Source organism: Spirosoma pulveris, from assembly GCF_054781875.1.
Genome location: NZ_BAAGTO010000006.1, coordinates 1 through 15,614 on the forward strand (window position 1 = coordinate 1; position 15,614 = coordinate 15,614).

Sequence of the window (15,614 nt, forward strand, 5' to 3'; positions counted from 1 at the left end):
CCAGTTTGTAGTTGCCGAAGATGAGGGTAAACTCGCCCTGACCCAGAAACTGCTTATTCTGCCAGCCCGTCACGTCGTTGTAGGCGCAGAGCCGGGGAAACCACTGGGCGATCTCGTAGATGTAGTTACCGTCTTTCGGAAAGTACTCGTAACCCGACCGGGCGTGCGTGGCTTTGGCATCAACGATATTGAAGTTCCAGTCGATGGAGAAGGTGACCGACTTGCCGGGGCCGACGGGCTGGGGCAGGTCGATGCGCATCATGGTCTGGTTGATGGTATGCTTGAGGGCTTTGCCGGCCTGGTCACGAACCGCCGTGATCTTGTGCCCGTAATCTTTACCTGTCAATGCCGAAGCCGGGTCGAGTTGGGCCGCCGTCATACCCCGCTGGGCGTTTATACTGTTGGTTTCGGTTGTGTTACCATCGGCATTGGGGCGAAATAAGTTCTGGTCCAGTTGAAGCCAGAGATACGGAAGGGCATCAGCCGAGTTATTGTGGTAGGTGATGGTTTCGGAGCCCGTTATTTTCTGTTTGGTATCGTCGAGGGTGGCTTTGATGTCGTAATCGGCGCGGTTCTGGAAATAGTCCTTACCGGGGGCGCCGGAAGCCGTACGGAAGGTGTTGGGCGTAGGCAGCTTGGGGCCTAACTGTTCAAAGCGCGTGTTAGCATGCTGTGTTGGTACCTGTGCTTGTGCCAACCCGAAGGGGATGGCCAAACCAGCCAACAGCAAAACTATCTTTTGCATAAGGAAGATTCTAGTTGTTGATAAGAGGGGTAAAAGTACGAAAAAAAGAGGTTATGCGCCGGGCATAATGATGAGCGGAGGGGCTCTGAATGCAAAATTTACCAGCGCAGTCGGATGATGAGCGATTAGTCCAGTAATTCCTTCAGGTACGCGTTGTTGAAGATCAGCGACAGTGCCATTCCCGCTACTATTCCGGATACGACGAGCGTCCAGCGCAGACGGCTGGTTTTGCCAAACTCAATACTAACAAAGGCAACACCCAACACAAGGGCAACAATGAACAACTGACCGATCTCCAGCCCAATATTGAAGGCGAGTAATGGTTTTATTATATCTGCCTCACGACCGAGCAGGCTGCGTAGGTAATTGGAGAACCCCATGCCATGAATAAGGCCAAATAGAAGGGCCAGTAAGTAGCGCCACGAGCGTTTCTGTGGTTTATCGTACGTCAGCCACGATTTAGGTTCCTGAAAAAAGAAGTTGGTAATGGCGGTAATGAGAATGGTGATCGGAATGAGCAGTTCGATCAACGCCGTTTTATAATGGATAATCTGCAGCGTTGCCAGCGCCAGCGTAATAGAGTGCCCAATGGTGAAGGCCGTCACCAGAATAAGCACCTGCCGCCATTGCTGAAGGGTATATACCGCACAAAGGGCAACAACGAACAAAATATGGTCGTACCCGCGCGGGTCTGTGATGTGCTCGAAGCCCAGGCCAAGATAAATTAGAAAGTCATCCATGCTTATTCTTTGAACCAGTCTGCATACATGACATAATTATTTGCCGTACGGCTGAACACGTCTGCCTGTTCGGGCGAAACGGCTTTCAGGAAACGGGCTGGGTTGCCCGCATAAATTGAACCGGGCGGTACCTGAGTATGCTGGGTAACAATGGCACCGGCCGCAATAATACTGCCTTTACCTACCAAGGCCCCATCCATAACGATGGCCCCCATACCAACGAGTACGTCGTCTTCGAGGGTACAGCCATGAACAATGGCATTATGCGCAATCGACACACGACTGCCAATGGTTGTCTTGAATTTCTGGTAAGTGCAGTGAATGACCGCGCCGTCCTGAATGTTGGTTCGGTCGCCAATGACGATGGAGTTGACGTCGCCCCGCACAACCGCGTTGAACCAAACTGTACAATCCTGCCCCATAACTACGTCCCCAACGATTGTTGCATTGTCAGCAAACCAGCAGTTGTCGCCAAAAGTGGGGTGATTACCCCGAACAGCTTTTATTAGTGCCATGTTACAAATATAATCCGAGTGGGATGGTTTGTATTTTTTTCTGCCATTTACGTACAAAAAAAGGGCTGATTCGTCGAATCAGCCCCCATGTAGTAACAACCGGGACGGTCGATACTACAGCGTTATTTCTTCTCCAGTTTATCGGCTGCTTTGTCCAGTGCGCTGCCAATATCATCGACAACCTTACCCGCTTCTTTCTTCACCTTATCAAAGTCGTCCGCGCTGGACCGTTGTACTTTGTAAAATGAATCGGAAAGCTGACGACGTTTATCTTCCAGATCTTTAACCCGATCTTCCCGTTTCCGGCGATCCCGCTTACTTTCGTTCTTCACTTCGGCTTTGGCTTCGTCGAGCTGTTTGTCGACTTTGTCCATCTGCTCCGAAATACGGTCACTCAGTTCGCGTTTGTCACGGTCACTCGATTGATCATTATTGTTGCTGTTTCGGTTGTTATCGCGGTCGTTGTTGCGGCTGTCGCTATTGTTGCTCATCGAGCGGTTGTCGCGGCTGTCGTCGTTCCGGCGATTATCCCGATCGTTATATGAACTGTTGTTGTTCGAACGGTCATCGGAACGGCTGTCCCGGTCGCGGTCATTCGAACGGTCATCGTTGTTGCGGTCACGATTGTCGTACCGCCGATCGTCGTTCATGTTCCGGTTATCCCGATCCCGGTCGTTGTCCCGATTGTCGCGGTCGTTATAGGAATTCCGGTTGTTATTATTATTGCGGTCATCGTTTCGGTCGCGACTATCCCGGTCGTTGTACGAATTCCGGTCATCATAACGGCGGTTGTCCCGATCCCGATCGTTGTAAGCGTCGCGGGAATCCCTGGAATTCCGGTCATCGTAACGATCGTTGTAGGAATTACGATTGCTGTCGTAGCGGTCGTCGTATCGGTCGTTGTAGGAATTGCGATTGCTGCCGTAGCGGTCGTTGTAGGAGTTCCGGTCGCTGCGGTCGCGATCGTCATTGCGGTCGTTGTATGAATCCCGGCGATCGGATGAACGGTCATCGTATGAATTCCGGTCGTTGTTTGACCGATCGTTGTACGAATCGCGTCGGCTATACGAACGATCGTTGTCGTCGCGGTCGTTGTAGGAATCCTGACGGTCGTACGAACGGCTGTTGTACCGGTTGTTGTAGGTATCTCCACCCGACATCCGGCCTGAGCGATTCGAGTCATCGCTACGGTAGCTCATCCGGTCGTTCGACGACTGATAAGGGTTGCGGTACGAACTATTATCGCGTGAGTTATCCCGGCTCATCCGGTCATCATCCCGATCTTTGTCTTTGTTCCGGCGGCTAAAAATACCCCCTTCATCATCGCTATAGGTCCGGTTGCGGGCGTCCCGGCTGTTCTGCGAACTGCTGCGGTCGCCCCGCACGATGTCTTCCCGGCTATTGTCTGAGTTTCCGTAAATCAGGCGTTCTGTCGATGCGCAGGATGATAGCCCAGCCATAGCTATCAGCAACGCACCCACTACCCATGTTTTCCTTTTCATAACGTTGTATCTTTTATTGATATACTAAATCAGCTTGTGTTGAGTATCTATGCTGTTTTGTTCTGTATAACCAATAAGCGACTACAAATGTTAGGAATTTAATGGGATAGCCGGGGCAGACAGGGTCGCTACCGAATGGTTATGGCCCCTGCTCCGTTATAGCTTCGGTACTCCGCATTGTACATGGCATCGGCCGATACGGGTCCCAATACGAATCGACCTTTCGACACGGCCCGCGCCAGATAGTAAAACGTTCGTTCGGTACCCGTGGCTGTGGTATAAAAGTTGATCCGGTCGTCGCGCAGGTCGAAATGGTCGGGTTGGTCTGATACACCGGATTTCGATTTACTGATCCAGGACATGTCGCTGGCTTCGCGGCCCGGCGATCCGGTCAGGCGGGGGTTTTCCACTTCCAGTCCTGCCGGAAGCAGATCCGTGACCACTACATTTTCGACGGTCAAACCATTCTGGCTGGCCAGGGTAATTTTAACAACCACCAGGTCATTCTGCCGGATATCACTCATCGGCTTACCGTCGCGGTTGAGGTACTGCCGACGAACCCGCAGGCCATTGTCTTCGGCAGTCAGTTTGCTACTGGCCGGGATACCTTCACTTTGTGCGTAGTAGTAAACGTTGCCGCTACCGTTGGCGCTCAGGATCAGCGGGGCATTGGTCGGTACCCGCCTGATCGTCAGCGGGGTATTTGTAAGGTTGCCAAGCGGTTTTCCTGCGGCTGTTAACGTGGCGGTTGCTGTACTGCCCGCCGTTTGCCGGGCCAGTTTCCCGAGCGATAGAAAAGCAAAGGCAGCTTCCTGCGTATTCAGGTAAGCGGACTGTTTGAGAGCCGCCGACAGTTGCCTCGCCAGCACTGGAATCTGAATATTATCCCGATCGGTGTCGACAAGAACATCAAGAACGAGGGCCAGGTTGCGCAGGGGCGAGGCATAACTACCGCCCGTTTGCCGCCCGGTCGTGTTGTCACTAAACTGTCTTGGCAGCAGTGAGGCATAGCTCCGGGTGTCGCCCACGCGGAAAAATGTCGATGCCAGCAAATAGCGGCTGTCGTTCGTTAGCAAACCGGCGTTCTGCTTGTAGTAGTTCATGGCCGAGCGGTTCGGTTTGCCGGCTACGGACAACGCGTACAAGGCGTAGAGCGTCGTGCGGCTCGCTACTTTCTTCGCGGTTCGTCCACCAGCTTCATCGAAAGTAACGGCATCTTCGGTGGCAGGGCTATTGGTGAGTGTTGTCAGGTAATCAATTGCCGAACTGACTATCGACGTCCGAACTTCGTAGCCTGCCGCCTGAGCTTCGGCCAGAAAATGCAGCGCATAAGCCGTAGCCCAGGCATCCACATTGGATTTTCCGGACACCGCAGCCATGCCCGGCCACATCGTAAAACCACCGTTTTGCGCTTGTAAACCCTCTACCTGCTGAATCGCCTGCCGGATATTCGTGGTCGGATTCAGGTCGCTTTCGCCCGTTCGGACAAAGTAGGTACTGGTCGATACCTGTTTGGCCAGATCGGCAAAGTACAACTGAGGAAACGCTTTTGAAACCGTTTGCTCCAGACACCCGTGCGGATAGCCCAGCAGGAAGGATAACTCCCGACCATACTGTGCCACCGGCGACCGGCTCAAGGTTACACTGGCCCGCGCGGTTCCGGGTAAGAAGCTACCGGCCAGTCGAAGCGCCTGTGTTTTGCCACCAGCAACCGCGCCAGACAGGGTCGTTTTTTGCAGGGATGCCGCCGGACGAACGGTGATTTCGGTTTTTTCGGTAAACGTTTCGTTCAGGCCGTTGACCATTACCGTAATCGCTCCCGCGCCAATAGCCTGCTGAGCGGTTACCCGGAAGATGGCCCGGCTTTCGCGGCCAGGTTGAATAACGAGATTTTGCGTACTGATACTGTCGGTGGTCAATGGGCCTGTCAAATTCAGGCGGGCTGTAACCCTAGCTACCTGTTTTGTCGTGTTGCTCAGGTTAACGGGTAGCTCAACCCGGTCGCCGGGAGTCAGAAAACGGGGTACGCCCGTACTGATCACGATGGGGTCGGCCACTTTCATGTTGCTGTTGGCCGATCCAAATGCATCGTTCTTGTAAGCAACGGCCATCACGCGTAAATCGCCCGAAAACTGTGGGATGTCTATCGGAAAGTCTACGTTGCCGTCCGAATCCGCTTTCCTGATGCCACTCCAGAGAGCCACCAGCCTGACCCGGCCGTTGCTTAGCGGGTTAACGCGTCGTTCCAGATCATAGCCGTCGCCCCCCACACTCGACTTCGATTGCAGCGAAAGTTCAGGGTACAGCAGGGCGTAAAGGTCGTGGCTGGTCACTTCCAGAGCGCGTTTCTGGTAAAAGAAGCCATGTGGGTCAGGCGTTTTGAAGTTCTTCAATTGCAGGATTCCTTCGTCCACAACGGCAATCGTTACCTGAGCATTGCCGGCTGTTTTAACGCGAATCGTTTGCTTCGTTTTGGAGCGCGACTGCGTAACGGCGGTAAGGGTTACGGGTAGCCGGGTGTAGGCATCCTGAACAACAATGGAGGCAAAGCCATGCGCTACGGTGAGCGGTAGATTCGTTGCATCGATGGCCCGGATCAGGGTTGCCGTCACGTAAACGTTGGGCAGATGCTCGACGCCCGCCGAAAAACTCCACTCGGCCGATTTGTTCGTGGTTGTGAGCCAGTGCTGCTCCAGAACATGGTTGCGCTCTACCGTAACGAGCAGCCTGCCGTCGAAAGGCGCTTTGAACAGAACCTTAACCTTGTTGCCGGTTTGCACGGTAGCCTGCCCTGTTTCGATCAGTACCTGCCCTTCCTGACTGACCTCGAACGAAGAAGCCGACGTACTTCCGAAACCATACGCATAGAAACCCGTCGCTGCGTATTTGTCCGCAGCCGCATCGGGTCGACGAACGCGGACTTCATACTCGCCCGATACTGTAGGTACATAGCGGAACGACGCTTTGCCACCCTTAAACAGCAATGTGTTTGTGTAAACGGATTTCTCCCGTCGCTTGGTGGTGTACTTTACGTTGTTGTCGGCTTTTTCGATAACCGTCTGGTAATCGAACCGGATTACGTCAACGACTGCCGAGGCCGATGAGCGCAGTTGCCCGACCGGGTCCAGCGCGACCAGGTCGACCGCGAGCGGGGCGTTCGTGGCCACGTAGCGGTCGGGTAAGCGCAGACCGTAGAAGGTGTCCTGCGTCAAAACATCCAGCCTGCGGAGCCGGTTGACCGGGCGGCCGTTCTCATCGAATACGGTCACGAACAACTTGGCTTCCAGCAGACCGATGTCCTGGTAGAGTTGAGAAATCGGGAATCGTTCCGTGGTCTGTCCGTTGGCGTTGGTGCGTCCCTGCCGGACTTCTTTGGGGAACAGGTCCATTTTGGCGGTTCCTCCCCCCGGTGAAGCACCATTGGCCATGTCGAAGCTATACTCACCGAAACCCTTGGGCGCGAAGACCTTTCGCTTTAGCTGGAGTTCCATTTCATAGGCCCGGTCGGAAGCGGGTGGCCCGAACAGGTTCGTGGCTGTAGCCGACAGGGTTATAGTCTGGCTCGCTTTGTAGCTCGTCCGGTCGGTGAGCACGTCGACTTTAATGCGGTCGGGAACGAACTCTTCGACGCTGATGGATTCCGATGCCAGCAGTACGTTATTGGCGTTCAGGATTTCGATCGTATAGGAGCCCGTTACGGCGGCCGGGTCGAGGGGAACATCGGTCGTGACTGATCCCTGCGCATCCGTCGTTTTGCGAAACGCCCGAAACTCGCGTCCGTTGGGCATCAGCACCCGAATCACAATGGGAATCTGACCAACGCTTTGCCAGGTTTGTGAGCGAATGATGGTGTTGAAATGAATCGTATCGCCGGGGCGGTATATGTCCCGGTCGCCGTACACAAAGGCATCGAAGCCGGACGGGTTATCGCGTTTGCCGTCTACTTCGAAACGGGATGTTTCGACCTGTGTATCGGGTAAAAACAGGAAGTTGAAGTCGTCCTGGTTCGATTGGCTGGCCGTTGTCGGGGTAGTAGTGCGGGCCGTCAGCAGGGCTATTTTAAACCCCGGCGCTTTCTCACTCACCTTCTCGAATTTCACAAAGCCGGTGCCATCGGTCTTGAGGGTGTATACTGACTGATTATTGCTGCTGATCAGCGTAACCTCTACACTTTGCAGGGGCTCGCCGGTACGGATGGAGTTGGCCCAAACCAGCACTTCATCGTTCGAATGCCGGGCAATCAGGCCAATATCCGACACGGAAACCAGTTGAGAAGCCTGTAGATAGGCTTCGTCCTTGGAGTTGACCGTTACCAGATAGACTCCCCGGAGTGGGTTTTCCCTGGAGTTGTTATTTTGGTCCGGCAGCGCCAGATTCAGGGCCGACACCCCCCGAACTTTGGGCAGGTCGGTTGTTTCAACGGTTTTGTTGACGAGTACATCACTCAAGTCGCCGGTTTCATCGGCACTGTAGTTGAACGAGCCGGACGGCCCCCACTCGCCATTGGCTTTTTCTGAATACTCTTCGTAACGGTTCGACCGCAGGTAATTCAGTATGTTGTTCTCGTAAACCTTTACGATTTTGACCTGTACTTTCGGGACGTTGACAATATTGAGGCCAACGTTGCGCGCGCCCTTTGAGGATAGGTAGAGGGCCTTTTTATTGGCAAACTGAATACTGGCGGGCATCTTTCCGAAAAACAGATCGCGCGTTACGGGCTCGTCCAGTTTAGTACCCAGCACCCCGCGAATCTGGTCGGTGAGGGTCAGTACGTAGGTGTCGGCCTCGTTGAAATCGCCCCGGATAATGAATCCATTCTCGGTTAGCTCGGCGGTTGTTTCTACCGATGGCTGAATGGTGTAATAAGCGCTTAAGTTGCCCGCTGCTCCACCCGACTGCGGCTGAAGTTCCTGGGTGGTGATGACCTTTATGACGCCCCGGTTGTTTTCAAATGTTGTCTGCACATCGGCTATGTCAATGGCAAAACGGGAGGGTAAGGTGCTGGTTTCGTTGATGGCGTCCTTCGTGACGAAAGCCGTTTTGGGGACCTTCACCCCCTTGTCTATTTTTATGGACAGCGGCTGCTCGTTCTTCAGGGTCGGGGCATTGACGAGTGCCAGGGCAACAGAACTGGTCGCATCGCCGGGCGCGCTCTGAACCGTGAGGGCTTTTCCGTCGGCGGCAACGGCCAGCCGGTCAATTACTTCGGCCGACGATACCGGATAGTTAAAGTTAAGGCGGGTTTTGGCAATCGGCTGCCCGGTGCCGCGATCGCGCGACCACCAGTTTTCGACGCTGGTCAATTGCAGATAGGGGGTGTGGAACGCAATGACTTCGTCGGATACTTTCAGGTCTTTCTTGTCGGCGTAACGAACCAGGTCGGCCATTAATTCGGCGCGGTAATCGGTTGCCTGATCGAAAGCCCGGGCGGGCGAAAAGACAAGCTCGTTGGGAGCCGTCCATTTGAATTTACCGCGAACGGCCGGAATGAAACGCACGTATTGGGTCGAATCCCACTCGTCGAGCTGGCCCGCCGGACCAATGTTTTTATTGAATGTAAACGTCAGGTTCTGCGTCTGCTGTACTTCATCGCTGAAATTGCGGCCTACCACAGAGACTTCGTTAAAGGACAGTCGCGAACATTGGGTAAACGCGAACACGAAAAGGAGGCCGGTCAGCAGGCTGGTCAGGTACGGGCGGGTGTACATAGATGTCGTTGTAAGAGGCCGAAGATAGACGAAAAATTTCACTCGGTTTTGGCAGCGGACGGTACCCCGGTAGTGACTTAGTAAACGGTTACCGGCTGACAGGTGTGAACTGAACATGGACGATTTTCCAGATTCCGGCCTGCTTCGCACTCACGACCGAGAACGCAATGGTGTTGTCGAATCCCTGTCCGTCCATACTGCCTTTGGCTTGCCAGGTACCTGTCATCACAGCGGCATCGTTGTTATACTGGCGGGTAACGGCGTCGGAGACGAGGCTGGTTTCGATAGTAAAAAGACCGCCTTCAATGTTCTGGATGAACAAGTCGGTATCGATCGATTGCCCGTCAAAACTGATTAGGTCCAGATCGTCGGAGATAATAGTGCTTAAAACTTTATCGTCTTCGTCGAGCAAAGCCTTGAAAAAGGCGTTACCGATAGCCGTTGGATCCTGAGCGGGCATCACCTTTCGCTGCCCAAAGGCGATGGTTGTCAGTAAGAAAAGAAAAAGGAAGAGAACGACGTTTTTCATAATGAGCAAGGTTGACTTTTCTGACCGGAAGCTGTGAATAAATTTCGAGAGGGCAAAGTCTTTAGCTTTTATTCCGGCCGGATCAGAATTCGTATATCGTTGCTGCCGCCTTTGTCGTCGGCGCAGGAAATTTTCAGCGCACCCGGTCGAGGTTTGAAAAACACGGCTTCGGTAGGTTTTGCCCGGCGGTAGAGCTTGTCATTCAAATACCAGAATACCGTTTGAACATCGGCCGAAGGCTGGCAGCTCAGCTCCATTTCGGCCACCTGTTTAGGGTTGATGAAGTACTCGCTGCCGTCGTTCAGACTTGTGATCCGTGGCCCGGTATGGTTGCCCCCGGTGCGCTCGAATACCCGTTCGCAAGCCGGGTTGTGCGGGGGCGGGGCCTGCATCGGGATATGGTGACTTTGGTAAAACGCCATCACTTCCGGCGCTATATTCGGGTAAGCGCGTCGAACCGCGCCGGTGTCCGGAAGGCAGTAGATACAGTAGGAAATTGTGCCCGCCGTATTGGTGAAGACGGCCTTTTGGTGCTGGCAATGTCTGTACCGCGAAACGCCCATGATGCAGTAATCGGTTACCGGATTGGTGCAGAACTCGCCCGGCACATCGCCCGTTTCGGGGCAGATCAGCCGGGTGCTTAGTTTTGAACCGGCCCCCGGTGCCCTGAACCAGCCGGCGGGCGAGTTGTAATCCTGCACGTTGAAAAGCTGGAACAGCAGGGGCGTGGCCGTATTGGCTCCGCTAAGTTCCGCTACGCCAACGCCCGAAAAATTGCCCACCCATACGCCAATCGTATACCGCTGGTTATAGCCGATACTCCACGCATCCCGCCGACCGTAAGACGTGCCTGTTTTCCAGGCAATGCGGGGTAGGTGGTAACTGTTGTCGAAGTTATTCGGCAGGTCCGGGCGCGTAATTTGCGTGAGCGTATGCGTAACCAGGTAAGCAGCCTCGGGAGAGAGGAGCGGCACCGGGGTGGTCAGGCGATCCGGTAGGGTAGCTGGTGTAAATGTCAATTCCCGAACCATCCCGCCATTGGCCAGCCCCGAATACAGCTTCGTCATTTCTTCCAGCGTAACGCCACACCCGCCCAGAATCATGGACAGTCCCAACGCCTTCGCCTGTTTTTTGATCGTCGAAAAGCCCGCTTTCCGGAGCGTCGCCACGAGGGCTGGCGTACCGACTTCGTTGAGTAACGCTACCGCCGGAATGTTAAGCGAATTAGCCAGAGCGAACTCGGCCGTAACGGGACCATTAAAGCGACGGTCGTAATTGTCGGGTTGGTAACCGCTGAAATTCGTTGGAACATCAGCCAGTTTCGTTTTCGGCGTAATGACGCCCGCATCGAACGCCAGTCCGTACAGAATAGGCTTTAACGCGCTCCCCGGCGACCGCACTGCCTGTACGCCATCGACCTGCCCCCCGTCGAACGTGTTCGTAAAATCGGCCGAGCCTACATAGGCGATCACTTCCCTTGATAAGTTATCCACAATTAGCACCGCTGCATTGTGGATATCGTACGCCCGGATGCGATTGGCGTACTGCTGCACCAGCCGTTCGGTGGTGGCCTGTATGGACGGGCTCAGCGACGAGTGAATGATTGGCGTATTCGGGTTTTCGAGTCGCAGCCGACGGGCCAGGTGTGGCGCCAGTTGGGGCGCTTCCCGTCGGTAGGCCGTAAGCGGTTCGTTGAGGGCATCGGTAATGACCGTTTCATCGAAAAGATGACTCGCCCGGAAGCGGCCCAGCCAGCGGTTGCGTTCCTGAACAACCAGCGCATTATGAACACCCAGCCGCAAACTCGACGGTCGATTCGGGATAATGGTCAGGGTGGTGAGTTCGGCCAGGCTGAGCAGGGTTGGTGCTTTGCCAAAGTAGAGCAGCGAGGCCGATTTTAACCCTTCGATATTGCCGCCATAGGGAACCAGGTTCAGATAAAGCTGGAGAATCTCTTCTTTAGACAGGTGCAGTTCCAGTTGCAGCGCCCGGAACAACTCGATGAATTTGCTGAGGTAGGTTCGTTCGCGGGGTTCGAGCAGACGAACCGTCTGCATCGTAATGGTCGATGCCCCCGACGTTCGCCGACCGGTCAGCAGATTTCGGCCAGCGGCCCGGAGCATGGAAACGGGGTTAAAGCCGGGATGATACCAGAAGTATTTATCTTCCTTGAACAGAATGGCGTCGCGCAGAGTAGGGGTTATTTCGTCCAGTTCCGCGTACATTCGCCACTTGTCGTCGCGGCTCAGAAAGGCGTGCAGAATGGAGCCGTCGCGGGCGGTAACCAGGGTTGAATAGGGAACGCTGGTGCGGAGGGGAAAGGAGAAATCGAGTCCTAAAAAAATCAATATCGCTGCGACAAGCGTTTTTACGAGACGGTATCGCCACAACCGTTTGGCAATGCCGCCAACGTTTCTGAATATTGACCCAGCCTTCATCCTGTTTTTTTTAGAGCTGTGCGGTACTAAACGAACCGTTTGCCGTCGTAAAAATGAATTAAATCCCTTAATCAACGAAATCGCAGGTAGCCAATGACCATTCAATTTTTCGGTGCCGCCCGGACCGTAACCGGCAGCAAACACCTGATCACCACCATCGGAGGAAAACAGATTCTGCTCGACTGCGGACTGTTTCAGGGTATCAATACGGACGAGCTAAACCAGCAGTTTGGGTTCGATCCGGCCCAGGTTGATTACATGGTACTGTCTCATGCCCATATCGACCATACCGGCTTAATTCCGCGGCTGGTGCGGCAGGGGTTCAGCGGGCCAATCTACACGACCGCTTCCACGATTGATCTGTGCGAAGTGATGCTGCTGGACAGCGCCCGTATTCAGGAGCGTGACCTTGAGCGAGTCAACAAACGGCGTATCCGGCGGAATGAACCCGAGCTGGAGGTACTCTATGATGAGAAGGATGTTGAGCAGGCACTGGGCCAGATGCAGGCCGTCGAGTACAACAAGCCGTTTGTTATCTGCGATGAAGTAACGGGTTTACTGACCGATGCGGGCCATCTGCTCGGTAGCGCGTCGGTGAGCTTGACGATTCGAGAGGATACCGTCGAAAAACACCTGTTCTTTAGCGGAGACATTGGTCGCCCCGACGACAAAATTCTGCGGTCGCCCCAACCTTTTCCACAGGCCGACTACATCATTTGTGAATCGACCTACGGCGACCGGCTGCACGAAGCAGAACCCGATATGAAGGCACATTTGCTGCAAATTGTCAAGGAAACCTGCGTCGACGGTCAGGGTAAACTTATTATTCCCGCCTTTGCCGTTGACCGTACCCAGGAGATCATCTACGCACTCGACCAGTTGTCGAGCGAAGGGCATCTACCTCGCCTGCCTGTTTACATCGACAGTCCCATGTCTGTGAAAGCGACCAACGTGATGCGCGACCATGAGGAGGATTTCAACCCGGAGATTCTGGCGTACATCAAAAAAGATGGCGATGCGTTCCAATTCCCTAACCTGCATTACATAACCGACGTTGAGGAGTCGAAAGCCATCAACGACAGTAAAGAACCCTGCATCATCATCGCGCCATCGGGCATGGCCGAAGCCGGACGGATCAAACACCATATTAAAAACAACATTACCAAGCCAAACACAACCATCCTGATGGTTGGCTACGCATCGCCAACGAGCCTGGGCGGGGCGCTGAAACGCGGGGATAAAGAAGTGACAATTTTTGGGGAGCGGTTCCCGGTTGTGGCCAGGGTGGCCATTATGGATTCGTTCTCGGCGCACGCCGATTATAAGGAAATGCTTCAGGTGTTAAGCTGCCAGGATGCTTCGCGGGTTAAGGCGATGTTTCTGGTCCATGGCGAATACGACAAGCAGCTGATCTGGAAAGAACATTTAACCGAAGCCGGGTTCAAACACATTGATATCCCCAATATGCGGCAGAAGGTAACGCTTTGACAATCATGTATAAACACAAAATCCCCCGGTCTTCTCAGCCGGGGGATTTTGTGTCGAAGAAGACGGATACCTTTGTCAGGTAAACCGTACCCGGGCAAAACGACGATTCAAGACAGCACGATACATTTTACCAAACTGGACATAACACCAGCGTTTAAGTTGCTTCAATTCTTTGGGGATGAGCATTTTTATGGCTTTCGCCAGCTCTTTCTCAAAAAGACCTTTATCAAAACTCACCTTCTGAAGGATCGTCTTGATATACTCAAGCATCGAGAGCATAGGTTTAATTTTTTTTTCGTTTAAAGAAGCTCAAGGGTATTAGGAGAGGATAGACGGTTCGTTATTAACTTTGACCTCTCAACTCGTAACGGCTTACCTCAGACTTTTGTTGTCCAAAAATAAGAATGTTCCTTGCAATATTCCGAAATTTTCTTGTATTATTTTATTGTGTCGTTACCATTGGTTTTGCACAATCTGTTGATAATGTTGCCTCTATCGAATTTGGTGAAACCAGTTTTCCGATTGAACGGACCTTTACTATTTCGCTGATCATTCCGAACAGCGAAACCCGTGCTACCATTGCCTTTCCAGACATTCCGGGCTTCATGAAGAAAGGTACCTCCACAAGCGTGACGCCCCTCGAAATAAATGGAAAATCAGTTGTTAATCAGATAATTACGCAGAATTATAAAGCGCGGGCCCCCGGTCGTTTTCGGCTAATGCCATTTTCATTTATTGTCAATGGAGAAACCGTTCACTCCGATGGCGCCGTGCTGACCGTATTGCCAACGCCGGGGCTGACCACGCCCGGTAGCGCCACCCTGAATACGGTCGACATAGCCCCCGCCGGAGCTGCATTCCTGTCTGTCCAGTCCTCAAAACCGTCAATTTATACGGGAGATGGCGTTTCCCTGACTTTATCATTTTTCGTAGCTGACAATTACCCGTACGAACTCAATTTTCAGGCCCTCGACAAGCAGCTTCAGGGCATCACCCGGAAGATCCGTCCGGTCAATTCGTGGGAAGAAAACCTGCCGATCAATGACCTGAAACCCATATCGGTTGTTATCAACAAAAAGAAGTTTCGGGAGTATCGACTCTTCCAGTCCGTCTTCTTCCCCTTGTCGAGTCAAACCATACGGCTGCCTGCCGTGTCACTCCAGCTCAGCCGCCGGCCGGTAGTTGGCCCCCCGGCCTCGCAGCCGGAACTGGTTGTCTTTACCAGCCAGCCGCTCACGGTGACCGTCCGGCCATTACCAGTTCATCCGCTGCGGGGACGTGTAGCTGTGGGTATATTTCAACTGGAAGAAGGGCTGGAAAAGAAAAATGTCGGGGTGGGAAAAAGCGTGCGGTACACGTTTTCCATTACCGGACGCGGGAATATTGCGACCCTTCCGGGCCCGTCGATTCCGGAAGACCGCACCGAATTAGACATATTCCCGCCCGAAGAACGGCACACGGTGAATCACACCGGCGACGAAATTAGGGGCCGTAAAACCTTCACCTATTTCGTTGTTCCTCATCAAAATGGGACCGTTTCGTTGGCAAATCACTTTCAATGGATTTACTTCGACCCGCAAAGAGCCCGCTATGATACCCTCAGGCCCCAGTTGGCACTTAGGGTTGGCGGGACTGAAGAGGCTGTGGTCAATGGCATCAGTCAACCAAATAGCGAAGCGATCGCCAATGGCGAGGCTGTTCCGGGTGCTCCGGTTGGCAATTCGCTGTATACCGGCATCGAATTGATGGACAGCAGCCAGCAACCCATTAGTGTGTCTGCCCTGATTCGATCTGTAGCTAACGTATTAATTATGTTAATGTTAGTGGGGATGGTGTTTGTGTTAATAAAACGATAGCAAAAAATAAAAGGGGATGAGCTTTGGGGATTGTTTCCTCAACAGGTCAGCATTCCGGGCTTAATTAAAAGCGGGGAGGCACTCCCCAGTCAC

10 protein-coding genes are annotated in these 15,614 nt (G+C 53.4%); 2 read left to right on the forward strand and 8 right to left on the reverse strand.

From position 1 onward, the window contains the following. From ACYVJM_RS19840 to pbpC, 7 genes are all read right to left on the reverse strand, one after another. Window positions 1-745, reverse strand: a 745-nt coding sequence (locus tag ACYVJM_RS19840) for a gluzincin family metallopeptidase (RefSeq protein ID WP_461149972.1), incomplete at its 3' end; no start/stop codon positions are given. A 125-nt stretch (window positions 746-870) separates the two neighbouring features. Beyond that, window positions 871-1,485 carry a HupE/UreJ family protein gene (locus ACYVJM_RS19845; protein WP_461149973.1) on the reverse strand — a complete coding sequence of 205 codons (615 nt, stop codon included), beginning with the start codon at window positions 1,483-1,485 and terminating at the stop codon, window positions 871-873. 2 nt (window positions 1,486-1,487) lie between these two features. Next, the gene (locus tag ACYVJM_RS19850) at window positions 1,488-2,000 is read right to left on the reverse strand and encodes a gamma carbonic anhydrase family protein (protein WP_461149974.1); all 513 of its coding nucleotides are present in this window, start codon (window positions 1,998-2,000) and stop codon (window positions 1,488-1,490) included. A gap of 122 nt (window positions 2,001-2,122) precedes the next feature. Beyond that, entirely contained in the window at window positions 2,123-3,502 is a 1,380-nt protein-coding gene (locus ACYVJM_RS19855; protein WP_461149975.1) for a sll1863 family stress response protein, read from the reverse strand. A 128-nt stretch (window positions 3,503-3,630) separates the two neighbouring features. Continuing rightward, window positions 3,631-9,210: an alpha-2-macroglobulin family protein gene (locus tag ACYVJM_RS19860; RefSeq protein WP_461149976.1), complete on the reverse strand. Its 5,580-nt coding sequence runs from the start codon at window positions 9,208-9,210 to the stop codon at window positions 3,631-3,633. Between the two features lie 88 nt (window positions 9,211-9,298). Then, complete coding sequence (locus ACYVJM_RS19865) at window positions 9,299-9,739, reverse strand: nuclear transport factor 2 family protein (RefSeq protein WP_461149977.1); 441 nt, start codon at window positions 9,737-9,739, stop codon at window positions 9,299-9,301. Window positions 9,740-9,807: 68 nt separating this feature from the next. Next, window positions 9,808-12,177: a penicillin-binding protein 1C gene (pbpC, locus tag ACYVJM_RS19870; RefSeq protein WP_461149978.1), complete on the reverse strand. Its 2,370-nt coding sequence runs from the start codon at window positions 12,175-12,177 to the stop codon at window positions 9,808-9,810. Between the two features lie 93 nt (window positions 12,178-12,270). On the opposite strand from pbpC, the gene ACYVJM_RS19875 reads away from it, so the two are divergent. After that, window positions 12,271-13,665: an MBL fold metallo-hydrolase RNA specificity domain-containing protein gene (locus tag ACYVJM_RS19875; protein ID WP_461149979.1), complete on the forward strand. Its 1,395-nt coding sequence runs from the start codon at window positions 12,271-12,273 to the stop codon at window positions 13,663-13,665. Window positions 13,666-13,740: 75 nt separating this feature from the next. On the opposite strand, the gene ACYVJM_RS19880 is transcribed toward ACYVJM_RS19875, so the two are convergent. After that, window positions 13,741-13,944, reverse strand: coding sequence for a hypothetical protein (locus ACYVJM_RS19880; protein WP_012929550.1), 204 nt, complete (start codon window positions 13,942-13,944; stop codon window positions 13,741-13,743). A 125-nt stretch (window positions 13,945-14,069) separates the two neighbouring features. On the opposite strand from ACYVJM_RS19880, the gene ACYVJM_RS19885 reads away from it, so the two are divergent. Beyond that, a complete protein-coding gene (locus ACYVJM_RS19885; protein ID WP_461149980.1) occupies window positions 14,070-15,521 on the forward strand; it encodes a BatD family protein in 1,452 nt (483 codons plus the stop codon). The last annotated feature ends 93 nt before the right edge of the window (window positions 15,522-15,614 follow it).